The 21,452-nt window shown below is 64.0% G+C and carries 19 protein-coding genes and 1 pseudogene; 10 read left to right on the top strand and 10 right to left on the bottom strand.

Features of this window, described 5'->3' with window-relative positions; genetic code table 11:
* Nucleotides 1-157 precede the first annotated feature (157 nt).
* The 7 genes and pseudogenes from AAG816_RS22625 to AAG816_RS22595 all read right to left on the bottom strand — a co-directional run bounded on the left by AAG816_RS22625 (nt 158) and on the right by AAG816_RS22595 (nt 7,016).
* Nucleotides 158-1,186, bottom strand: a complete 1,029-nt coding sequence (locus tag AAG816_RS22625) for an AraC family transcriptional regulator (RefSeq protein WP_341991949.1) — start codon at nt 1,184-1,186, stop codon at nt 158-160.
* A 495-nt stretch (nt 1,187-1,681) separates the two neighbouring features.
* Nucleotides 1,682-3,040, bottom strand: a complete 1,359-nt coding sequence (locus AAG816_RS22620) for an integrase arm-type DNA-binding domain-containing protein (RefSeq protein WP_341991948.1) — start codon at nt 3,038-3,040, stop codon at nt 1,682-1,684.
* A gap of 485 nt (nt 3,041-3,525) precedes the next feature.
* Nucleotides 3,526-4,035: a hypothetical protein gene (locus AAG816_RS22615; protein ID WP_341991947.1), complete on the bottom strand. Its 510-nt coding sequence runs from the start codon at nt 4,033-4,035 to the stop codon at nt 3,526-3,528.
* Nucleotides 4,036-4,129: 94 nt separating this feature from the next.
* A pseudogene (locus AAG816_RS22610) lies at nt 4,130-4,936 on the bottom strand (TrbI/VirB10 family protein); the annotation flags it as partial.
* Between the two features lie 63 nt (nt 4,937-4,999).
* A complete protein-coding gene (locus tag AAG816_RS22605) occupies nt 5,000-5,398 on the bottom strand; it encodes a nuclear transport factor 2 family protein (protein WP_341991946.1) in 399 nt (132 codons plus the stop codon).
* A gap of 1 nt (nt 5,399) precedes the next feature.
* Complete coding sequence (locus AAG816_RS22600) at nt 5,400-6,296, bottom strand: MBL fold metallo-hydrolase (protein WP_341991945.1); 897 nt, start codon at nt 6,294-6,296, stop codon at nt 5,400-5,402.
* 75 nt (nt 6,297-6,371) lie between these two features.
* Nucleotides 6,372-7,016 (bottom strand): DsbA family protein, encoded by a 645-nt coding sequence (locus tag AAG816_RS22595; protein WP_341991944.1) that lies wholly within the window; start codon nt 7,014-7,016, stop codon nt 6,372-6,374.
* Between the two features lie 113 nt (nt 7,017-7,129).
* Here AAG816_RS22595 and AAG816_RS22590 point away from each other — a divergent pair, with 113 nt between their 5' ends.
* Complete coding sequence (locus AAG816_RS22590) at nt 7,130-8,035, top strand: LysR family transcriptional regulator (protein WP_341991943.1); 906 nt, start codon at nt 7,130-7,132, stop codon at nt 8,033-8,035.
* Between the two features lie 172 nt (nt 8,036-8,207).
* Here the strand turns inward: AAG816_RS22590 and AAG816_RS22585 are convergent, their stop codons facing one another.
* Together AAG816_RS22585 and AAG816_RS22580 are read right to left on the bottom strand one after the other, a co-directional pair.
* Entirely contained in the window at nt 8,208-9,326 is a 1,119-nt protein-coding gene (locus tag AAG816_RS22585) for an alpha/beta hydrolase (protein WP_341991942.1), read from the bottom strand.
* Nucleotides 9,327-9,487: 161 nt separating this feature from the next.
* Nucleotides 9,488-10,381, bottom strand: coding sequence for a LysR family transcriptional regulator (locus AAG816_RS22580; RefSeq protein ID WP_341991941.1), 894 nt, complete (start codon nt 10,379-10,381; stop codon nt 9,488-9,490).
* A 319-nt stretch (nt 10,382-10,700) separates the two neighbouring features.
* Here AAG816_RS22580 and AAG816_RS22575 point away from each other — a divergent pair, with 319 nt between their 5' ends.
* From AAG816_RS22575 to AAG816_RS22565, 3 genes are all read left to right on the top strand, one after another.
* Complete coding sequence (locus AAG816_RS22575; RefSeq protein ID WP_341991940.1) at nt 10,701-11,138, top strand: cyclophilin-like fold protein; 438 nt, start codon at nt 10,701-10,703, stop codon at nt 11,136-11,138.
* Nucleotides 11,139-11,366: 228 nt separating this feature from the next.
* Nucleotides 11,367-11,813, top strand: coding sequence for a (2Fe-2S)-binding protein (locus AAG816_RS22570; protein ID WP_341991939.1), 447 nt, complete (start codon nt 11,367-11,369; stop codon nt 11,811-11,813).
* 11 nt (nt 11,814-11,824) lie between these two features.
* Nucleotides 11,825-14,038 (top strand): xanthine dehydrogenase family protein molybdopterin-binding subunit, encoded by a 2,214-nt coding sequence (locus tag AAG816_RS22565; RefSeq protein ID WP_341991938.1) that lies wholly within the window; start codon nt 11,825-11,827, stop codon nt 14,036-14,038.
* Nucleotides 14,039-14,305: 267 nt separating this feature from the next.
* Here AAG816_RS22565 and AAG816_RS22560 read toward each other — a convergent pair whose 3' ends face one another.
* Entirely contained in the window at nt 14,306-15,502 is a 1,197-nt protein-coding gene (locus tag AAG816_RS22560; RefSeq protein ID WP_341991937.1) for an MFS transporter, read from the bottom strand.
* Between the two features lie 408 nt (nt 15,503-15,910).
* Here AAG816_RS22560 and AAG816_RS22555 point away from each other — a divergent pair, with 408 nt between their 5' ends.
* From AAG816_RS22555 to AAG816_RS22530, 6 genes are all read left to right on the top strand, one after another.
* Nucleotides 15,911-16,978, top strand: coding sequence for an NAD(P)-dependent alcohol dehydrogenase (locus tag AAG816_RS22555; RefSeq protein WP_341991936.1), 1,068 nt, complete (start codon nt 15,911-15,913; stop codon nt 16,976-16,978).
* A 57-nt stretch (nt 16,979-17,035) separates the two neighbouring features.
* Nucleotides 17,036-17,731 (top strand): RibD family protein, encoded by a 696-nt coding sequence (locus tag AAG816_RS22550; RefSeq protein ID WP_341991935.1) that lies wholly within the window; start codon nt 17,036-17,038, stop codon nt 17,729-17,731.
* A gap of 135 nt (nt 17,732-17,866) precedes the next feature.
* Nucleotides 17,867-18,040 carry an FAD-dependent oxidoreductase gene (locus AAG816_RS22545; RefSeq protein ID WP_341991934.1) on the top strand — a complete coding sequence of 58 codons (174 nt, stop codon included), beginning with the start codon at nt 17,867-17,869 and terminating at the stop codon, nt 18,038-18,040.
* A gap of 224 nt (nt 18,041-18,264) precedes the next feature.
* Nucleotides 18,265-18,648: a c-type cytochrome gene (locus tag AAG816_RS22540; RefSeq protein ID WP_341991933.1), complete on the top strand. Its 384-nt coding sequence runs from the start codon at nt 18,265-18,267 to the stop codon at nt 18,646-18,648.
* Between the two features lie 94 nt (nt 18,649-18,742).
* Nucleotides 18,743-19,210 (top strand): (2Fe-2S)-binding protein, encoded by a 468-nt coding sequence (locus AAG816_RS22535; RefSeq protein WP_341991932.1) that lies wholly within the window; start codon nt 18,743-18,745, stop codon nt 19,208-19,210.
* 14 nt (nt 19,211-19,224) lie between these two features.
* On the top strand, nt 19,225-21,426 hold the full coding sequence (locus AAG816_RS22530; protein ID WP_341991931.1) for a molybdopterin cofactor-binding domain-containing protein: 2,202 nt from the start codon (nt 19,225-19,227) through the stop codon (nt 21,424-21,426).
* Nucleotides 21,427-21,452 lie beyond the last annotated feature (26 nt).

Raw genomic sequence — 21,452 nt, 5'->3', positions numbered from 1 at the left:
TCACCTTCACGGTGGCGGCCTACGATCGCGTCCGATTGCCCAAGCGCCTCGCCGGCTGACGCGGAAGAGGGGTATAAGCCCCCACCTCCGGCGGCACCCGTAGGGACGATGCCCATACGCTATGCGGCAAAAAAAACGGATCCCGAAGGCTGGCCCTTTAAAGCAGGCGTTTTTCATCGCCCTGCCAGACTGGATGACTGTCGCGCGAGCGCCAGTCCGACGCGCTGCATCCGAAGGTCGAAAAGAACCAGCGGGAAAAGGAACTAAGCCCCTCAAAGCCGACATGGCCCGCCAGATCCGTCAGTGAGATCGCGTTATTGGTGATCAGCCGCAGAGTAACTTCGACCCTCACTTTCTGTAGGATGGTCGAGAAGGTCTCTCCCTCCTTTTCCAGGCGACGGTTCATGGTCCGTCGATCCACATCGAGATAAGCCGCGACATTGACGGCGCTACTATCACCATCGGCGATCGTTCGATCAATGATCCGGGCAACGCGAGACGCAAAACTTCCGGGTGGCATGAGGACCGGGGCAAGATACTTCAGGGCTTGCCGTCTCAGTCGCGGCGATGAGGTGATGGTGGGACGCAGCCAGTCTGAGTTCCGGATGATCAAGCCAGATAGCGCCTGGTTGAAAGAGATCGGACAGCTAAAGAACCGCTGCGCGTAGTGCGTGCGTTCTAACCGAGGATGGGAAAGCGAGACCATTTCCGGCCTAAAATCATTCCCGGCGAGCCACCGGATCGCCATTGTCACGCCGGCGACCGCAAAGAGGGACGCCTGTATAGACTCTTCTTCCGTGCCTCCACGGAGGCGGACCACAACGACTGGATCAAAGGAGGTATGATCGATCTGCACGATGAAATCGTCGGAATGCATGGCGATGTGCGTCGCATAGTAGCCGATTGCTTCTTTGACCGATTCGGCCTCTCGCATGAGGAGGCTGACAGCGCCGAGGTCCGGGACTCCCCGGTGAAACGCTGCCCGGACCGCAAAGTCGGCGGTCCCCGACAATCGGGCAGCCAAGGCGAGCGCTCGAAGAAACCGATCGAGCGAAATTAGATGATCTGGATCATCTAATTCATTCGGCTCCAATCCGGCCTGCTCCATAACGGTTGTCGGATCCAGCCCGACCTCCTTGATCGCTTCAGGAAGGCCAAACAAGGTCGCACTACGGATGAAGCGCACTTCTATTGCTCCCTTTGAAGCATATCCTAAGCTCTAATTTATCTTTGAATCGCGCCGTAAGTCCTTAAATCGCCGTCTTTTCCCTTCATCGGCGAAGCGCATCGTCGTCGAGCGGGAAAGGCATGGCAATGTCTTTGTCCGCGTCGGAAGCGGCGAAGCCTGCCTATCAGATGTCGGGCGGCAGCCGAGGCATCGACGCACTTCACTGCGGGCCCTGCGACTTCGAGGGCGAGAGCATACCGATTGTGTCTCGCCATCATCGTTGTCGCGTCATGGCTGTAGACCAGCGCGGACCTTCTCAGTCGCGATGTCATGACCGTGCGCACAGGACTGCCCAGGGTCACGCTGGCCTGCTGACGAGGTGGAAGAGGAGCTGGCCGCCGGACTGGGCGAAGGGCAGGTAATTGGACACGGCCACCAGGATGAGGAACGCCTTGGTAGGAAGGACCCCTCGACCAGTCGGGGGCGAATGATGCTCCGGGGAAGTTCACCGAGTCATGCGGCAAGATGCTCACTTGGGTCCTGTTCCTGATCCTCATCGCCGGCGGCCCTCCGGAGAAACCGGGCCAATGCCGCCTTCCGGGACCCTCGATCAAGCGCATAGGCGGTCTGCTTGAACTCGATCCCGTCGAGCAGCCCCTGAATGTAGCCGGAGATCGTATCGGCTGCCATGATCAGGGCGGTGTCGAGCGTGTGGATGTAGTTGCTCGTAACCGATCCCTTCGCATGGCCGACCAGGGCGGCGATGGTGACCTCCGTGAACCCAAGATCGTTCGCGACGCTGGCGAAGCTATGGCGCAGGATGTGCGGGGTGACATTGGCGAGGGGCGAGTCCTCGAAGATTTTACTCCAGTGATTGGGGAAGCTGCCGAATGCGTTCTGGCCGTCACGGCCGGGAAAGACGTAATCGCGGACCGCCTCCTTCCGGCGCTTCTCCAGATATTCCACCACGGGCAGCCCGATGGGCCGGACGGAGCTTCCCTCCTTGCTGTCGATCAGGCGGAGACAGCTCGCATTGGTATCGACTTCCGCCCATCGCAACGTGACCATCTCCATGCGGCGGCATCCGGTGAGCGCGATTTGGCGGATGATCTCGACCGACATCCGGTAGCTCTCGTTCTCGGCCGCCGCCTTGAGCAGGTCGCCGAGGACGCGATATTCGGCTTCGCTCAGCCGGCGGGTGCGCACATTGTCCTTCGGCCGCCGGACACCATGTGCGGGGTTTGTTTCGATGATCCCGGCTTCAACCGCATACGTGAGGATGCCACCCAGCAGGCCGATTGTCCGCGTGGCTGTGCCGACACCGCCTCGCACGATGGACTTGCCGCGCAGGCTCTTCGTCTTGACCGTGACGCGCGTCTTCCCCGCCATGATGTCCTTCATGGCCTTCGTAATGTCGGCTTTCGTCAGGTCCCTGACGCGACGCGGGCCGAGGAGAGGAACGATATGGCGGTGGATACGACCCAGGTCGGAAACGATCGTGCCTCGCTTCTTGGGGCGCCCGCCCTTTCCGAGGATGAGACCCGCTTGTAGGTCGGCCAAGTAGAGGTCGCAGAGCTCCTTGACCGTTAGCGCTTTGCGATCGAGCAGCCGTTCTTCGGCAGGGTCATCGCCTTGCGCGATCCGACCCAATTGCGCTTTGGCTTCCTGGCGCGCGCGTTCCGGTGTCCATACCCCGTGCAGTCCGATCGTGAACCGGCGTGATCTGCCCGCCGACCGGTACTGAAGGACATAGCTTCGCTTGCCGGATGTGAAGACTCGGAGACCAAAGCCGGGTAGCTCATCGTCCCAGATCACGTAATCCTTGGCGCCGGCTTCTGCTGCATCGACGGCCCGTTTTGTGAGCTTAGCCATGGTGTTTCTCCGACCTGAGCGCCACGTCTCGCGTAAGCACCACGTAAGCAGGTGGGCGAAAATCGTAGCGAGCAGAAGGATAACCTCGGCTAGGGCGCGTCTCAAATTCATTTTTATAAACAGTATGATAGCGTATCATTGCTCACTCCATCGCAAATTCGACGGAGCTACGAGTAATCTCTCCGAAGGCAGAGGCCAGGGGTTCGAATCCCTTCGGGTGCGCCACTGCAACTTTTGATTGCGCAGGTTCTGAAGGAGCCAAGGCCGTCAAAACGAGCCGTATCTCGTCTGTCAGAAAGCGCCCACACGCCACGCTAGGCGGCGCATTGGAAATCCCCATATCGAGCATCTCTAGGCGTCGTCGCGAGGGCGGTGCCGCCGGCTATGCGACTCTCGACCCTCCCCATAACTTTGGGTACCAATATCCAGGAGCTCTTCAACACGCCGGAGCCCGGGCGGCTGCGATGTTGTCGCCCTCGATCGAACTACGCCACCTGCGCTATTTCGTTGCCGCCGCCGAGCACGGGAGCTTCCGCAAGGCGGGGGTGGCACTTGAAGGTCAAGGAATTGTCAGCCGGAGCGTCCGGGATCTGGAGGATGAGGTCGGCGTCTCGCTGTTCATCCGGCATTCGAGCGGCGTCAATCTCACTCTGGCGGGGCAAAGGTATCTCAGCCGGACACGGCAGGCGCTGGATCAAATTCAAGAAGCCGGCGAGGAGGCCGCAGCGTTCGGCCGGGCGGAAGAAGGGCACCTTAAAATCGGACTGTTCTCGAAGCTGTCCTCCGGCTTCCTGGCCGACCTGTTCCAGACCTATGACAGCCGCTATGCGGGTGTTCACATCGACTTTGTCGAAGCGCCTGCCGAAAGTCACGCGGCCGCGATACGGCGGTTTGATCTCGACGCTGCATTCGTGCTGGGCCGGCAAAGCTGGCCGGACTGTGATGCGATTGCCTCGTGGAGCGAACCGCTCCTGTTCGCGCTGCCGCGGCTTCATCCTCTGGTCCAAAAGGATGCGCTGTCTTGGCGCGATCTCGTCAATGAGACCTTTCTCGTCCGCACCGAAGGCTCCGGCAATGAGGTGCGCGGCTTCCTTCCTCGAGGCCGGCATAGCCCTGCGCATCCGTGCCGGGCTGACGCTCCAGCACGTTGGAGCGACCACTGGGGAAGATCAGCCGGTTCCAGACCAGCAGGATCCGGCGCTGGCCGAAGCCGACACCATTGTCGTACTGGCCGAGCAGCCGGGTCCCCTGCGGAATGACCAGGATGCGGCCGGTCGGGCTGTCATAGACGTTCTCGGTGACCTGGGCGGTGATCTGCCCCGGCAGGTCGGAGCGGATGCCGGTGATGAGCGCGGCGGGGATGACAGCGCCGGCGTGCAGCACATAGGGCGACGCCGGTGCCATGACGCGATCGGTCGCGACGACGCGTCGATCGACGGCGGCATTGAGGAAGGCGAGCTGGCGATCCTGGGTCGAGGGGGCGCCACCCGGTCCCGCTGCGCCAAGGCAGCTGAAGCCGGGAGCGCCCGTCACTGGCGCCGCCTGCGCGCGAGCCTGCGCAGCCTGGAAGAATACGCGGCTGGTCCGCGCGGCTTCCTGTTCCGCAAGATGGCGCTGCTGCTCGGGATCGACCTGTGGCGCTGTCATTGTCGGCGGCACGACGGGCTGGCCGCGGTTTTGCGCGTCAAGGATCGGCCGTCCGAGATCGCCGGGCCGTGGCGGACCCAGGATGGGGCCGGTGTAATCCCGCGGCAGGCCGGCAAGGCCGTCGGCCGTGGAGCGGTTCTGGGTGGAGTAGAGTTCCTCGCCGCCGGTTCCTTTAGGCGCGCGGCTCGAAGCCGACGCTGACGCGGTGGGCGACGTGACTCCAATGGTCTGGGGCGACGGTGGCCGTATCGATTCCGATCCCCGACCGGGTTCGGGAGCGAAGGCTCGGTCGGGGCTTGAGGCATCAGAAGGTCATGCGGTCGGCGTAAGGGCCTGCCGGACCATGGCGCTGTCGACATATTGCGTCATGGTGGCGATCTTGTCGTCCTTCACCTCGTACAGATGCGCGAAGGCGGCACGCATGGACTTGCCGGTGGCGTTGTACGTGCCGGAATAGACGCCAAAGGCGGCGACGCGGGCGCCGTCCTCCAGGAAGGTATGGACCTCGGCGCGATAGCCGGTCCATTCGGTGCCGAGGCGCCGGAAGACACCGGCGATGATCGCTTCCGGGCCGACATAGGTTCCCGCGTAGGGGAATCCCTCTGCCTCGGTCCAGGTGGCATCCGGCGCAAGAGCGGCCAAGAGGTTCCGGCCGTTCTCTTCCGACGTCCCCTCATAGGTGGCGCGGATCAGATCGAGATTTGCGCCCATCTCAGCCCCACTTCATCTCGCCGGTGGCGACCTTCGAGCCGATATCGAGCGCGACGCCCATCCCGAGGCCGGGGAAGCGGGCGATCAGCGCGGCTTTGAGCGCGGCCGAGTCCTTGGCCTTGGCGAGTTCTTCCTCGAAGGCGAGGAGATAGGCCTTAGTGTATTCGACACCCGAAAGATCGGTGGCGGCGCTCGGCACCATATGGCCGGGCACCACGATGGCCGGCTTGCGGGCCGCGATCTTGTCCAGAGTGGCGATCCAGGCGGCGCGCTGTTCCTTGGTCGGCGTGTCGGCGGTCCAGACATAGACGCCGGAGAAGATCATCACCCCTCCGAACACCGCGTTCAGCGACGGCACGAAGAGATAGCGGCGGTTGGCCAGCCCTTCGGCAGGCACGATCTCGACGGTCTGGCCGTCGACGGTGAGCGAGGGGCCATCAAACACCTCGGGGATGATGATGTCGGCCAGTGTCTGCGGGCCGTTCTCCTTGAGCTGGGGTCCCCACACCGCGAGCTTCTTTTCGACGCTGGCTTTGATGGCCGCGACCGTCTCGGAGGCGGCGATCACCTTCGCGGTGGGGAAGGCTTCCTTGATGGGCTTGAGGCTGAAGTAATAGTCGGGATCGGACTGGCTGATATAGATGGCGGTGAGCGTCTTGCCGCTGGTCTTGATAGCCTCGGCCACCGCCCGCCCGTCGGCATAGGTGAAACCACCGTCGATCAGCAGCGCCTCGGAGGCGCCGGAGATGAGCACGGGGGCGCGATAGAAGCCTTTTTCCCCGGCGGGGAAATGCTTCCAGGACAGGCCGCCGGCGGCATGGCCAAGACCTGCGGGCGCGAAGACAGCGGCGGCGCCGGCCGCGAGGGTGGTTTTCATGAGGGATCTCCGGGTGAGCATGGATGTCTCCTGATGGGGCGTTGAAGTTGGAATGGAAAAACGCGGGGCAGATGGGCGCGCGATGATGGTGCAGGCTCAGGCCGCCTTCAGTCCGGCGACCAGCATGTCCATGCTGCCGAACAGGGCGTTGGCCCGCAGGAGCCGGCGGCTGTCTCCCGTACCGACAATCAGCGCCGGCACGCCTTCGGCACCGAGCCGATGCATCTCAGTGCGTGCGGAATCGAGGCGTGAGCGATACGCGGCCATCCATGCCTCATCCGGCGTTTCGAGACGGTCGGCGATCTCGGGCAGGTCCAGGGTCCGCAACACCTGTGCGAGGACGGTGAGGTCGGTGATGTCGCGGCCCTCCACATAGCGGGCGTGCTGGATGGCCTTGAGCGCATGGAACGCCCGCTCCGGGGCGGCAACGGCAACCCCGATGATCGCCAGCGTTGCCGGGCCGGAATCGAACCTGCGTGTGTGGTCGGCCAGAACCTTGTGACGGTAGGCGTCGCTGAAGGGCCGGCCGGTCAGGCGGGCGATGCGCTGGTCATTGCTCCAGGCATAGTCCGCGAAGCCCGCATCCATCGGCCGGGCGCCGGGCCCGGCGAAGAGGCCCGTTGGCGCCAGCTCAACATCCATATCCGGCTCGCGCATCAGATTTTCGATCGTGGCGGATGCGCCGTAGCACCAGCCACAGAGCGGGTCGAACAGATAGGTGATGCGGGTCTGATTGGTCATGGCCGTCTCCTCCGCCAAGAAAATGGCACGGGAGAACTGACCGCAAAAGACCAACAAAAATGATACTCTGTATGCTAACGGCAAACACTCACGCGCACAGGAAAGAGCGACCTATGAACCTCAACCGCTTGGCCTATTTCACGGCGGTGGTCGACACCGGCTCGTTCACGCGCGCCGCCGAGCGACTTGGCATCACCAAGGCGGTCGTGAGCCAGCAGGTCGCGCAGTTGGAACAGGACCTGGGCACCAGCCTGCTGGTGCGCACCACACGGCAAGTCCGGCCCACCGAGGCTGGTCGTCTTTTTCATGCGCGGTGCGTGATGATCCTGCGCGACGCGGAAGATGCGTTCGATGAACTGGCACAAGCTGCGGCGGCGCCGACGGGCACGCTGCGCATCACCGCCCCGAACGACTATGGCACGGCCATTGTCGCCCCGCTCGCGTCCGCCTTCACCGCCCGTTTTCCCGCCTGCCGGGTAGAGCTGACGCTGAGCGACGACACGCTCGACCTGATCTCCGGGCGCATCGATCTGGCCATCCGTGTCGGCTGGCTGGTGGATTCCAGCCTTCAGGCGCGCAAGATCGGTTCGTTTGATCAGTTGCTGGTCGCAAGTCCGGTCTTCGCAGATCGGATCGCACCGCTGCGCGCACCGGACGATCTGTCGACATTGCCCTTCATCGCCAATCTCGCCCTGCGCGAACCGTTGCTCTGGCCGTTCACGCGCGGCGATCTCGAGCAGCGGACCGCACGCCTGCAGGCGAGCATTGCCATCGACACGACACCCGGCGTGCTCGCGGCGGTGAAGGCCGGTGGTGGGCTTTCCATCCTGCCAGATTTTCTCGTGGCGGAGGATCTGGCAAACGGGAGACTGATCCATGTGCTGCCCGCGTGGGAACTGCCCTCCGGCGGCATCCACACCGTCTATCCCACCGCCCGCTTCCGCCCGCCCAAGGTGACTGCCTTCGTGGACTTGCTCGTGGCGGCACAGAAGAAGACTTCAATTGCCGCCGTGCCTTAATGTTCTGACTATAAAATCTGTGGATGTCCTGAAAGGATAAGCCAAGTGCAGTAAGCCATGCATGGTCGCTGTATCTTTCGCGATGTCGCAGCACAGCCCAACTGTCGCGCGGTTCGCCCTCGGCGGGGATGGATACATAGCTGCGATCCCCGCCTTTGGAAACGCCGGCGACTCAGGCTGCGAGATTCTGCTTGAAGAAGCTCGTGAGCTTGGCGAAGGGGATCAGATCGACACGATCATACAGATCCACGTGGCCGGCGCCCGGAACCCAGACCAGTTCCTTCGGCTCTGCCGCGCGCGCGTAGGCGTCTTCGCTGAACTCGCGCGAGTGCGCCTGATCCCCGCTGATGAACAGCATCGGACGCGGTGAAATCGTCTCGATGTCGTTGAAGGGATAGAAGTTCATGAATTTCACATTGCTCGTCACCGTCGGCTTCGTCGTCCTCTGCGCGGACGCGCCGGCCGGGGTGAACTCACCGCGCGGCGTGCGATAGAAGTCGTAAAACTCGCGCTGGATCGGATGGGTATCGGCGGTGAGCACGAGATCGGTTCCACCGGCGACAGCGACCTCGCCGCCAGCGAACTCCACATACCGCTGCTGGGCGGCGGCGGCGATGATCTCCTTGCGCTGCTCAACGGTGAGCGAATGGTTGAGCGCGTTCCGGTTGGCGGATCCCATGTCGTACATGGAGACCGTTGCCACGGCGCGAAGGCGTGGATCGATCTTGGCGGCGCTGACAGTGAAACTGCCGCTGCCGCAAATGCCGAGAACGCCGATGCGGTTGCGATCGACGAAGGGTTGACGGCCGAGATAATCAGCCGCAGCGCTGAAAGCTTCGGCGTAAAGGTCCGGCGAGACCATGTTACGCGGCTGTCCGGCGCTCTCACCCCAGAAGGGCAGATCGATGGCCAGCGTGACGAAGCCCTGCTCCGCCATCTTGGTCGCGTAGAGGTTGGAGCTCTGCTCTTTCACCGCGCCCATGGGATGGCCGACGATGATGGCTGGGTTGTGTGCGCTCCGGTTTAGTCCCTTCGGAGCAAACAGGTTTCCGACAACGTCCATCTGGTACTGGCTCTTGAAGGTGACCTTCTCAAGCGTAACCTTGTCGCTGGTGTAGAAATTCGCAGCGCCGCGCGACATATCCTGCGCTCCGGCCGATCGCGTGTTCGCGAGGGACATCATGCCTACGGTGGCGATGCCAACACCGGCAATTTTGAGCATAGCGCGCCGGTCGATCTGCTCGTCACGCGCATCGGATGTCGTGTTGTCGTGTTCCTCATGCCGATCCATTGCCATCTCCTGTGAGAGCCGGCGGCGGCTCTGTCCCGGAAATATGATGGGAGGCAGGTGCGGACAGTAGGCTTGGAAACGGGCTAGAGCTTATGAGGCCCTCTCATTAATCGATCAATATTTATCAAAGAGACTCTGCCGACGGCGCCGCGCCTTTGGTCTCAGGTGCGATGGCGCAGGGCGTCCAGCAAAGCGACAAAGGCTGGCGAGGACTGACGTCGGCTCGGGTAGTAGAGATAGAAGCCATCCCAATAGGCGCACCAGTCTTCCAGCACGCAGACGAGGCGGCCGGCGCGCACGTGGTCGCGGGCGATCTCTTCGGGCACGAAGGCAAGGCCTGCGCCGCCAAGCGCCGCGTCCAGGACATGGAAGATATTGCTGAAGGCAAGCTGGCCCTCCACGCGGATCTTCAATTCGCGACCGTCCTTTTCGAACTCCCAGGCCCACAGTCCGCCGGAGGTCTGGAAGCGGTAGTTGATGCAGCGATGCTGGACGAGATCCTGCGGGTGCTCAGGCGCCGGATGTTCCGCGAAATAGGCGGGGGTTCCGACCACGGCGAAGCGGAAATCGGGCCCAATGCGGGCCGAGATCATGTCCTTGGCAAGCTGCTCGCCCATGCGCACACCGGCGTCGTAGCGTTCGGTCACGATGTCGGTGAGGCCATTGTCGAGCATCAGTTCGACTTTGATATCGGGATATTTCGGCAAAAACGCCTGGATTTTGGGCCAGAGGACGCTGCTGATGGCATAGTCCGAGGCGCTGATGCGAATGGTGCCGGCCAGCCTCTCCCGCAGATCATTCAGCGCATCCACCTGAATTTCGATCTCGTCAAAATGCGGCCCGATGCCCTGCAAAAGACGCTCCCCGGCCGCGGTCGGCGAGACGGCACGGGTGGTGCGCGTCAGCAGTCTGACACCAAGCCGCGCCTCAAGCTGGCGGATCGTGTGGCTGAGAGCCGATTGCGAGACGCCCATGCGCGCGGCCGCGCGCGTGAAGCTGCGTTCCCGGGCGACGGCGATGAAAGCCAACAGATCATTGATGTTCTCGCGCGCCACCCATGATCTCCCCTCATCAAACTAGGACGATTATATCGTCCGCCATAAAAGTAGAAAGGCTCAAGCGTGGCGAAGGCCGCTGAGGTGCTTTCTGCCTCCCTCCGCGCGGCACCGGCCGGACGCGGACGAGGCACCGGTCGGCTCCAGCCAGGACGCACAACGCGACTGATGAACTGCACTCATAAGTACAAACAGAAGCTGACGGCTAATGGGGCAGGCTGATCACCTTTAAATTAGCCGATGCGTTCGCACCGGACACGGGCGTGCCGCAGCCGATGGGATCGAAGACCCCAACCACGAACAGATGGAATGAAACGCCATGCTCATCTCGCGCAGGACACTGCTCGGGGCGATGGCTGCGGGCATCGCCACTCCCTCCGCCGCGCTTGGTCCGGAGACGCCGCTCATGACAGTACAATTTTCGTTTGCCGAGCACGTGTTTACCGCGACCCTCTCCGACAATCCTACCGCGCGCGACTTCGCCGCGATGCTGCCGCTGGAGTTGAAGATCAGCGATTACGCGAATAACGAAAAGATCGCCTATCTCCCGCGCAAGCTCACACAGGCGGGCAGTGGCCGGTTCGCCAACGAGGCCCCCGGAGATCTCGCCTATTACGCACCCTGGGGCAATCTGGTCTTCTACTATGCCCCCTATCACTATTCTCCCGGCCTGATCCGGCTCGGGCGCCTCACGACCGGAATCAAGCCGCTGATGACCCGCGGAGAGTTCCCGCTGTTGGCCAGACTGCCGGGCTGACGCAGCGAGGCGTTCGCAATGCGCGGTGCCCGAGGCCAGCGCCGATCAGCGCAGAGCGCGCTGCAGTTAAATGCACTCTTAGTCAGGATCATTCGCCTCCCGGCCCGCGTCGAGTTGGGCTGACCTGAGATCGAAATACATTCACTTACATGTTTTTTCGATCAGATGAGATCATAAGCATTTTAGCGCTGGTTATTTATACCATCTATCTATCCAAGGAGAACTTTAGTGGACATCACCATTAATGGGCAGCTGCACCAGCTGGATATCGAGCCCGATACCCCGTTGCTCTGGGTGCTGCGCGATGAACTCGGCATGACCGGCACCAAATATGGCTGCGGCCTTGCCCAGTGCGGCGCCTGCACCGTGCTGGTCGACGGTCAGGCCACGCGCTCCTGCGTGACGCCGGTCGAGGCGGTTGCGGGCAGCCCGATCATGACGATCGAGGCGGTGACGCAGGATCCCGTGGGCCAGAAGGTGGTCGAGGCCTGGGTGTCGCAGCAGGTCGCTCAGTGCGGCTACTGCCAGTCCGGCCAGGTCATGGCGGCCACTGCCCTGCTGAAGCAGACCCCAAAACCGAGCGATGCGGACATTGCGGCGGCCATGATCAATCTCTGCCGCTGCGGCACCTATAACGCGATCGCCGCGGCCATCCGGCACGCGGCTCAGGCCTAAGGAGCGGTGCGATGAATGAGATGAGCCCGCCCCTCAACCTCTCGCGGCGCAGCTTCCTCGGCGCCTCGCTCGGCGCCCTGGTTCTGGGCGTCGCCCTTCCGGCCGGCGGGCGCGCTTTCGCGCAGGAGGCCACGCCCGCCATCGTACCGGGCACGCGGGTCAATGCCTATATTCAGATCCAGCCGGACAGCAAGGTGCTGTTCCGCAGCGCCTTCATTGAGGGCGGCCAGGGCATTTTCACCGCCATGGCGCAGATCGTGGGCGAGGAACTTGATGTCGATCCCACGCAGTTCGTCGTCGAAGGCGCGCCTCCCGGCCCCGATTATACGCTGATCGGCGGCGCCCGCTTCACCGGCGGCAGCATGTCGGTGCGCATGAGCTACGACGCCATGCGCAAGCTCGGCGCATCCGCGCGCCGTATGTTGCTTCAGGCAGCTGCAACGCAGTGGCGGGTCCCGATTGAGTCTCTTACCACGCAGCCCGGACGAGTGATCCACGCGGCATCGGAGCGTTCGGTCGCATATGGTGATCTTGCCAAGGCAGCAGCTGCGCTTCCTGTGCCCAGCAACGTGGCATTGCGCTCGTCCAGTCATTTCCGCTGGATCGGCAAGCCGGTCGCCCGCATCGACATCCGCGACAAGTCGACCGGCAAGGCACATTATGCCATCGACCTGAAGGTCGAAGGCATGCTGTACGGCGCCGTCCAGCATGGCGTTCGTCTCGGCATGGAACCTGGCGCCCTCTTAAACGAGGATCAGGTCAAGGCGATGCCGGGCGTTCACTCCGTGCACCACCTGCCCGGCGCCGTCGCCGTTCTGGCCAACAGCTGGTGGCGGGCGCGGCGCGCCGTGGAAGCCCTTCAGATCACCTGGACCGAGGCCGCTCCCGGCAGCACGGTCCGGGTCATGCCGGCGGACTACTCCTCGGAGAAGCACCTCGCCGAGCTCAAGGCGCGCACCGGCGACGGCATCGCCTTCGAGACCCATGGTGAGGTTGGCCCGGCGCTGGCAGGCGCCGCGCGGATCGTCGAGGCAAGCTTCGATGCCCCGCATCTCGCCCATGCGCAGCTGGAGCCGCCCTCGGCGATCGCCCGGTGCAACGCGGATGGCACGCTGGAGATTTGGGCGCCCAACCAGGCGCCTGAGATGTTCCAGGCCGATGCGGCGAAGGTGGCCGGCATCGCGCCTGAGAAGGTCATCATCCACTCGCCAATTCTCGGCGGCTTCTTCGGTCGGCACTTCCTCTATCAAACCGCCAATCCCTACCAGCAGGCGATCATGTTGGCCAAGGCGACGGGCCGGCCGGTGAAGCTCGTCTGGACCCGGGAAGAGGAGTTCCTGCGCGATGCGCTGCGGCCTATGGGCGTCGCCCGCTTCCGCGCCGGCCTCGACGCCAGCGGCATGCCGATCGCGCTAAGCGCTGTCGCCGTCGGCGAGGGCGCGACCGGGCGCTGGTTCGGCCGGACGGTGGACAAGGTGGACAGTTCCGCCGTGGAGGGCATCGCCGGCAAAGTCTACGCCATCGCCAACCGCCGGGTGGGCCAGATCCATGTCGATGATCCCGCGATCATCGGCTTCTGGCGTTCGGTCGGCCATTCGATGAACGACTTCTTCTACGAGACCTTCTTCGACGAGATGGCCGATGCCGGTAAACAAGACCCCTACGAACTGCGCCGCCGGCTTCTGGCGGACAGCCCGCGCCATCGTAACCTGATCGAGGCCGTGGCCGCGCTTTCCGGTGGCTGGAAGCGTGGCCCCTTCACCGCCGAGGACGGCACAAGGCGTGCCCGCGGAGTCGCCATGGCCTCGCCCTTTGGCAGCGAGGTGGCGACCATCGCCGAGGTGTCGCTGAAGGATGGCGAGGTCGTGGTCCATGATGTCTGGGTGGCGATCGATCCCGGCAGCATCGTCAATCCCGCGATCATCGAAGCGCAGGTGAATTCCGCTGTGGCGCTCGGGCTCTCCTCGGCGCTGCTGGAAGAAGTCGTTTATGAGGGAGGCGTCCCCCGCGCCCGCAACTATGACGGCTACCCGATCCTGCCGCCCGACCGGATGCCGAGGGTGCATGTGCGCATCGTCGAGAGCGGCGCTCCCATGGGCGGCATTGGTGAGCCCGGCCTTCCAGGCGTGCCGCCCGCCGTAGTGAACGCGGCCTCGGTCTTGACCGGCAAGAGGATCCGTAGCCTGCCACTCTCGCGCACGAAGCTGACGGACGCGGCAGGTTAACGAACGAGGTCAAACGTTTCGGTGCCACTGCCCCCCACAGCCCGGCACCGAAAGCAGCCGCCCCCTCGCAATGACGAGGCGGCGGCTGCAGCATATTAAGGATCGAGTTCGGGCAGCGGCCAAACGGCCGATGCAAATCCCCGCCTTCCAGACCCTGACCCTGACAAACGAAAACCCGCAGGATCACCCATCCTGCGGGTTTTCGTGATGCTCATCATCGAGTCAAAAGGCATTCACGGACACAGTATTCCGCCGCGTTTGCCGCCGTCAGGACGCGAGGAGAGCGCTCTGCTGAGCCGTCTTCGCCGCGAGCCAAGCCGCGATCACCAGCAGCACGGCGGCGGCCCCGAATGTCGCCTGATAGCCGCTGGCATCGAACAGCACGCCGCCGACCGTCGCGCCGACGGTGATGGCGAGTTGGACCACCGCGACCATCAGTCCGCCGCCCGCTTCCGCGTCACGCGGCATGGTGCGCGACAGCCAGGTCCACCACCCGACCGGCGCGGAGGTCGCAAGCAGGCCCCAGAGGCCCAGCAGGCCGGCGGTCACAAGGAGGGACGTGCCGAAGCCGATCAGCGCCGCTGCGATCACCGCCATGACGGCAGGGATGACGATGAGGGTGCGGTAAAGGCCGTTGCGCACGAAGCGTTCGATCAGCAGGGTACCGATGAAGCCGGTCACACCGATCAGCAGCAAGAGGAGCGAAAGCGCCGACAGATCGACCTGCGTCACCGTCTCAAGGAAGGGTCTCAGATAGGTGAACAGCGCGAACTGGCCCATGAAGAATACGCTGACAGCCGCCATGCCCAGGCACACCACGGGCCGGCAGAGCAGATAAAACACATGGCCGGAGGTGGCGCGCTCTTCAGTCTTCATCGAGGGCAGGCTTATGAATTGCCAGATGAAGACCACCACGGCGACCGGGACAATGCAGAAAAAGGCGCCGCGCCAGCCGATGATGCCGCCAAGAAAGCTGCCCAGCGGAGCCGCGACGACGGTTGCCAGGGCATTTCCGCCATTGAGAATGGCAAGCGCCCTCGGCACCTGTTGTTCGGGCACCAGCCGCATCGCGGTCGCAGCTGACAGAGACCAGAAGCCGCCGATGACGATGCCGATCAGCGCACGCCCGATCATGAACACCATATAGCTCGGCGCGGTCGCCACGATCACGCCCGAGGCGATCATCAGACCGGTGAGCGCGAGCAAAAGGGACCTGCGATCGAGGCGGCCGGCGATGGCGGAGATGAAGAGGCTCGTGAGCACCGCGAACCCGCCGGACACCGAGATGGCCTGCCCGGCTTGCCCTTCACTGATGTGCAATTCGTTAGCGATCGGCGTCAGCAGGCTGACGGGCATGAACTCAGACGCGATCAGCGTGAAGACGCAGAGCGAGAGCGCAAAGACTCCACCCCAGGAGGATGATGATTCATCGCGTTGGGCGATTGAGGTGTTTTCAAACTGCATGGAGCTTCTAACCAAAAGACGTCAGTGCAGGGGCCAGAGGCCGCGCAAGCTCTGAAAATCGGAAGGATGTCGGCCGAACACTGGTCGGCGCCGAGGAAGGGGAGGATCGCTTCCATCGCTGGCGCCAGCGCAAGGCCGTGTGAGTGAGAGAAGATCCTAAGGCTCGGCAAACTGCTGCACTATGGCCGCAGAAGCCATGTCATTATGAATCACAATCATCAATGAGACATCATTGGCCGTCTCGGCAGTCCGCCGGTTGAAAGCTAGGACTTTGATTGATGAGCTTACCTCATAAGAGCTTGCTGTTTGAGGCCCTATTCCTCAGCAGGCCGCCACCATAATTCTTCTCCGACTCGAGCCCGGCCGCGAGCCATGCCGCTTGTGTCGGCGTTGTACAGGAGAGAGTTCATGAAGACCGTTGGTTATGCGGCGCGCTCGGAGACGACCCCGCTCAGTGCCTATGATTTCGAGCGGCGTGCGTTGCGGCCGAACGACGTGGCGATGGACGTGCTCTATTGCGGCGTCTGCCATTCGGACCTGCATCAGGCGCGCAATGACTGGGGCTGGAGCCAATACCCGCTGGTGCCTGGCCACGAGATCATCGGCCGCGTGACTGCCGTCGGGAATGAGGTCAAGCACTATGCGGTCGGCGACCATGTGGCGGTCGGCTGCCTGGTGGATTCCTGCCAGAGCTGCGACCAGTGCCGGAAGGGGCAGGAACAGCTCTGCCGCAAGATGCCGGTGCAGACCTATAGCGACACCGAGCGCTTTTCCTGCGAGCCGACCACGCCCACCCAGGGCGGCTATTCCAAGCATCTGGTGGTGCGCGAGGAATTCGTGCTGCGCGTGCCGGAAGGGCTCGACCTCTCCAAGGCGGCGCCGCTGCTCTGCGCCGGCATCACCACCTATTCGCCGCTGCGCACCTGGAACGTCGGCCCGGGCAACCGGGTCGGCGTGGTGGGCCTGGGGGGACTCGGCCATATGGCGGTGAAGCTCGCCGCTGCCATGGGCGCCGACGTAACTGTGCTCAGCCGCACCAAGGACAAGGAAGCCGACGCGCTGGCGCTGGGCGCCGACCGCCTGCTGGTATCAAGCGATGCCGAAGCCATGGCGGAGGCCGCCAGCAGCTTCGACCTCATCATCGATACCGTGCCGGTGAAGCACGACATCAACCCCTATGTGCCGCTGCTCGACGTCGACGCGACGCTGGTGATCGTCGGCCAGATCGGCCCGCTGGCCGAGCCGAGCACCGTGCCGCTGCTGCTCGGACGGCGCCGGATCGCCGGGTCGCCCATCGGCGGTATCGCGGAAACGCAGGAGATGCTGAACTTCTGCGCCAAGGCTGGCGTTCTCCCCGATGTCGAGATGATCCGCATCCAGGACATCAACGCCGCGTTCGAGCGGCTGGAGAAAGCCGATGTGCGCTATCGTTTCGTCATCGACATGGCCTCGCTTCCACTTCCCGAAGCGGCCTGAGACAGTTTCCCGACCGCCGGCGCCATCGCCGGCGGTTCCTTCGCCCGAGGTGTGCCCGTGAAGCCCTATGTCGTTTGCCTGATGGAAACCTCGCTCGATGGGCGCCTTCACCCGAGCCGCTTCACCGCGAGCCCACAGGGCGGCCGCGCCGATTGGGGCCGGCTCTATGAGCAGGTCCATGGCACTCTGAAGGCCGATGCCTGGCTGGTCGGGCGCATCACAATGGCCGAGATGGCCAAGGGCGTGCCACATCCGCCGGCGACTGTCGGCGCGGTCGCGCGCCCGCTCCATGTGGCGGCACGGGCAGAGAGCTACGCCATCGCGCTCGATCCCTCCGGCAAGGTTCACTTCAAGGGATCAAGCGTCGGCGGTGACCATGCCATCGCCCTGCTCGGTCGGGATGCGCCGGACAGCCACCTCGCCGAGCTCGCGGCCGATGGCGTGTCCTACATCGTCGCCGAGGGCGCTGAGATCGACCTCGCGGCAATGCTGGGGATTCTAGGCAGGGAATTCGGCATCAAGCGCCTTGCGGTGGAGGGCGGCGCGCGCGCCAATGGCGCCTTCTTCGCCGCCGGCCTCGTCGACGAGTTCAGCGTGCTCATCGCCCCCGCGCTCGATGCCCGGCCGGGCAGCGAAGCCATCGTCGACGCCGGCCCCGACGGTCTCGCCGGCAAGGTCACCTTGTCGTTCCTCTCCTCCGAGACGCTCGATCACGGGATCGTCCATCTTCGCTACGCGGTGAGGCCCGCCTAGCGACCTTTCCTGCATCCGCCCCTGACCGACGCCTGTGATATCGCCATCGGCGCGCAGGTGCGCCGCGCGTTGCACCCGGCCCTAACTTCTTCGTGGGGCACAACACCTTCCATTGGCGGCGACTAAAGCCATGCTTTGCCTGGCAACCGAAGCGCGTGCGCCCGGTTGGCGAGTCCCTATGAGGATCGGTTCGTCTTCGCCGGCGAGACGACGCATCCCACGGACGTCTCCACCGCACACGGCGCGCTGCTGAGCGGGATTCGCGCCGCAGACGAGGCGGCAGAAGGCTTCAGTCGTGAACGGTCATAGATGCCGCCCATCGCAAGTGCTTCCGAAGTCGCACGTCCCGAACTTCGTCGGCCTTGCTTAATAACGATAAGTTGATCGTGGGATTAATGAATCTCCCACATAGCGCCATGCGGGAGAGCCTGTCTAATCTCTCCTCATCCCTCTGCGTAAGTTCCAGCCTTCTAAGGCCTGCGTGGCGCTCGCCACCGTCCGGCCCGACGATAGCGAACCTTGCTGGAGACAGGATGTCCTCTCGATTCCTCGCCGTACTTGCCTGCTCGTTTCTCGCCCTTTCGGCGCTCGCGCCGTCGGTCCGCGCGCAGGACGCCGCTGGAGAGCGCCTGTTTCGCGCGCGCTGCGCGTCCTGCCACTCCCTTGAGGCCGGACAGAACCGGATCGGCCCCAGCCTGAACGGCGTCATCGGACGCAAGGCGGGAAGCGTCGAGGGCGCCCGTTATTCGGCCGGCCTGCGAGACCTTGGCATCACCTGGGATGCGGCGCAGATCGACCGCTTCCTCGCCAATCCCCGCGCCATGGTCGCGGGCACCACCATGGCGATTGCGGTCACGAACGCCGCCGACCGGGCAGCACTCACCGCATATCTCGAGAGCCAGCCCACCAGAAACTGAGGCGGCCATCCGATCGGGGGAAAGCGCCCCCATTCGAGGTTTCCGAACGACACATCAGACCCACTCAAGAAACCGATCCAGCCGGGAGCGCACGATGGCAAAGCTCAACGTCAATGGAAATCTCCTCGAGATCGACGTGGAAGACGACACTCCGCTGCTCTGGGTCATCCGGGAGCATGTGGGCCTGACCGGGACCAAATATGGCTGCGGCGTTGCCCAGTGCGGCGCCTGCACCATCCATCTCGACGGGGTCGCGACCCGCTCCTGTGCGCTGCCGGTGAGCGCGATCACGCCGGAGCAGAAGATCCTCACGATCGAAGGGCTCGGAGCGCAGAAGCCGCATCCGGTGCAGCAGGTCTGGTCCGAACTGGACGTCGCCCAATGCGGCTACTGCCAGGTCGGCATGATCATGGCCGCAGCCTCGCTCCTCGCCCAGAATCCTAATCCGAGCGACGCCGATATTCGCAGCGAGATCACCAATATCTGCCGTTGCGGCACCTACACGCGGGTTTTAGCCGGCGTGAAGCTTGCGGCTGAGCGCATGGCAGCGAGCCGCGGTTGAGAAGGAGCGACACCATGACCATGAAGCACGCCTCTCCTATCAACACCGCCGCCGCCAGCCGCGTCACGCGTCGCAATTTCCTGGGAGGCGCCGCTGCAGCTGCGGGCGCCTTTACCTTCGGCTTCTCCTTCCCCTTGCCGCAGAACGCCGTGGCGCAGACTGCCACCCCAGAGGTCAATGCCTGGGTGGTGATCCAGCCGGACGACACGGTCATCATCCGCATTGCCCGCATCGAGATGGGCCAGGGCGCCCTCACCGGCCTTGCCCAGCTCGTGGCGGAGGACCTCGACTGCGACTGGAGCAAGGTGCGCTACGAACTGGTTGATCCCGGCGTCAACAAGGCGCGTGCCATGGTGTGGAAATCGCAGCAGACCGGCGGCTCGCGCTCGATCCGCGGTTCGCATGACTATCTGCGCCTCGGTGGGGCTCAGGCCCGCGCGATCCTGATCGTGGCGGCGGCCCGCCAATGGGGTGTTCAGCCCGGTACATGCAGTGTGTCCAAGGGCGTCATCCGCCACGCCGCCAGCAGCCGCAGCACCACCTATGGTGCCATTGCCGCGGCTGCGACCGGCATCGCGCCTCCTGCGGACGTCAAGCTGAAAGACCCCAAGGACTGGACCATCGTCGGCCAGCCGGTGAAGCGCATCGACACCCTCGACAAGCTCGACGGGTCCCTCGTCTATGGCATGGACCTCTCCATGCCCGGCATGCTGGTGGCCATACCCAAGGCCTGCCCGGTCCATGGGGGCAAGCTCAAGAGTTTCGGTGCTGCGGCCGTCTCCAGCATGCGCGGCGTGAAGCTCGTGCTGCAGGTCGACGACGAGACGGTGGCTGTGGTCGCGGACACCTTCTGGCGCGCCAAGAGTGCGCTCGATGCCCTGCCGATCGTGTGGGACGAGGGCGAGAATGCCAAGGTTACCAGTGAGACCATCGCCGCAACCTTGCGCGAGGGGCTGTCCGCACCCGAGGCCTTTGTCGGCAACCGTTCCGGGGATGCCAAGGCGGTGCTGGCCGGGGCGCGACGCGTCCTGGAGGCGGACTATGGTTTCCCGTTCCAGAACCATGCGCCGATGGAGGTCCTGAGCGCGACCGTTCGCTGGACGCCCGAGCGCTGCGAGGCCTGGGTTCCGACCCAGGCACCGGACACAGCGCTGACCGCCGTGGTGGAAGCCGCCGGTCTGCCCGCGCAATCGTGCGACCTGCATGTCATGCGCATCGGCGGCAGTTTCGGCCGGCGCCTGTCGGCCGAATATGTGCGGATCGCGACGCGGATCGCCAAGGCGCTTCCGGGGACGCCGGTGAAGATGATGTGGACCCGCGAGGAGGACATGCTCCAGGGACGGTTCCACCCGGTGACGCAGGCCCGGTTCCGGGCCTCGCTAGATGCACAGGGCAATGTCGAGGCGCTGCACATGCGCCTCTCCGGCCAATCCATCTTGAGCTACGCCCTGCCCAATCTGATGACCGCCAACGGCGACCCCATCGTGTATCAGGGCCTGCTGGCAGACGGCCCCGAAGGCCATCTGGGTTACACGATCCCGAACCTGCTGATCGACTATGCGATGCGCAATCCGCATATCCGGCCGGGCTTCTGGCGGGGCGTCAACCTCAATCAGAATGCCATCTATATGGAGTGCTTCATCGACGAACTGGCCGCTGCCGCCGGCCAGGAACCGCTGGCGTTCCGCCGCCGACTGATGCGAAATCATCCCAAGCACCTGGCGGTGCTGGAGGCGGCGGCCAAGGGGATCGGCTGGGATACCCCGCCGGCGCCGGGCCGGGCGCGCGGCATCGCGCAGATCATGGGCTTCGGCAGCTACGTCGCCGCCGCAGCGGAAGTCTCCGTCACCAACGGACAGCTCAAGATGCATCGCATCGTCGCGGCGACCGATCCGGGGCATGTGGTGAACCCACAGCAGGTCGACGCGCAGGTTGCGGGCTCCTTCGTCTATGGGCTCTCGGCCATGATCTATGGCGAGTGCACAGTAAAGGACGGGCGGATCGAGCAGGAAAACTTCGACACCTACAATGTGTTGCGGCTCGACGAAATGCCGGAGGTGGAGGTGATCTCCATGCCGTCCGGGGGCTTCTGGGGTGGGGTCGGCGAGCCGACCATCGCCGTCGCCGCCCCAGCCGTGCTGAACGCGGTGTTTGCCGCGACCGGCAAGCGCGTGCGCCAGCTTCCGCTCAAGAATGTCGACCTCAATGTGAGCTGATCCGCCGTCGCCTGGCGCCGCGCCCA

The organism is Azorhizobium sp. AG788, assembly GCF_943371865.1.
Lineage (GTDB): Bacteria > Pseudomonadota > Alphaproteobacteria > Rhizobiales > Xanthobacteraceae > Azorhizobium.
The sequence above is the reverse complement of the archived record's forward strand: the minus strand, read 5'-3'. Positions and strand labels throughout refer to the sequence as shown.

Excerpts from the sequence above, each read along its gene's own strand:
- AAG816_RS22620 (WP_341991948.1), bottom strand. The coding sequence starts at position 3,040 with ATGGCTAAGCTCACAAAACGGGCCGTCGATGCAGCAGAAGCCGGCGCC.
- AAG816_RS22615 (WP_341991947.1), bottom strand. The coding sequence starts at position 4,035 with ATGAAGCCGCGGCAGCGCGAACAGGAGCGGTTCGCTCCACGAGGCAAT.
- AAG816_RS22605 (WP_341991946.1), bottom strand. The coding sequence starts at position 5,398 with ATGGGCGCAAATCTCGATCTGATCCGCGCCACCTATGAGGGGACGTCG.
- AAG816_RS22600 (WP_341991945.1), bottom strand. The coding sequence starts at position 6,296 with ATGCTCACCCGGAGATCCCTCATGAAAACCACCCTCGCGGCCGGCGCC.
- AAG816_RS22595 (WP_341991944.1), bottom strand. The coding sequence starts at position 7,016 with ATGACCAATCAGACCCGCATCACCTATCTGTTCGACCCGCTCTGTGGC.
- AAG816_RS22590 (WP_341991943.1), top strand. The coding sequence starts at position 7,130 with ATGAACCTCAACCGCTTGGCCTATTTCACGGCGGTGGTCGACACCGGC.
- AAG816_RS22585 (WP_341991942.1), bottom strand. The coding sequence starts at position 9,326 with ATGGATCGGCATGAGGAACACGACAACACGACATCCGATGCGCGTGAC.
- AAG816_RS22575 (WP_341991940.1), top strand. The coding sequence starts at position 10,701 with ATGCTCATCTCGCGCAGGACACTGCTCGGGGCGATGGCTGCGGGCATC.
- AAG816_RS22565 (WP_341991938.1), top strand. The coding sequence starts at position 11,825 with ATGAATGAGATGAGCCCGCCCCTCAACCTCTCGCGGCGCAGCTTCCTC.
- AAG816_RS22560 (WP_341991937.1), bottom strand. The coding sequence starts at position 15,502 with ATGCAGTTTGAAAACACCTCAATCGCCCAACGCGATGAATCATCATCC.
- AAG816_RS22555 (WP_341991936.1), top strand. The coding sequence starts at position 15,911 with ATGAAGACCGTTGGTTATGCGGCGCGCTCGGAGACGACCCCGCTCAGT.
- AAG816_RS22540 (WP_341991933.1), top strand. The coding sequence starts at position 18,265 with ATGTCCTCTCGATTCCTCGCCGTACTTGCCTGCTCGTTTCTCGCCCTT.
- AAG816_RS22535 (WP_341991932.1), top strand. The coding sequence starts at position 18,743 with ATGGCAAAGCTCAACGTCAATGGAAATCTCCTCGAGATCGACGTGGAA.
- AAG816_RS22530 (WP_341991931.1), top strand. The coding sequence starts at position 19,225 with ATGACCATGAAGCACGCCTCTCCTATCAACACCGCCGCCGCCAGCCGC.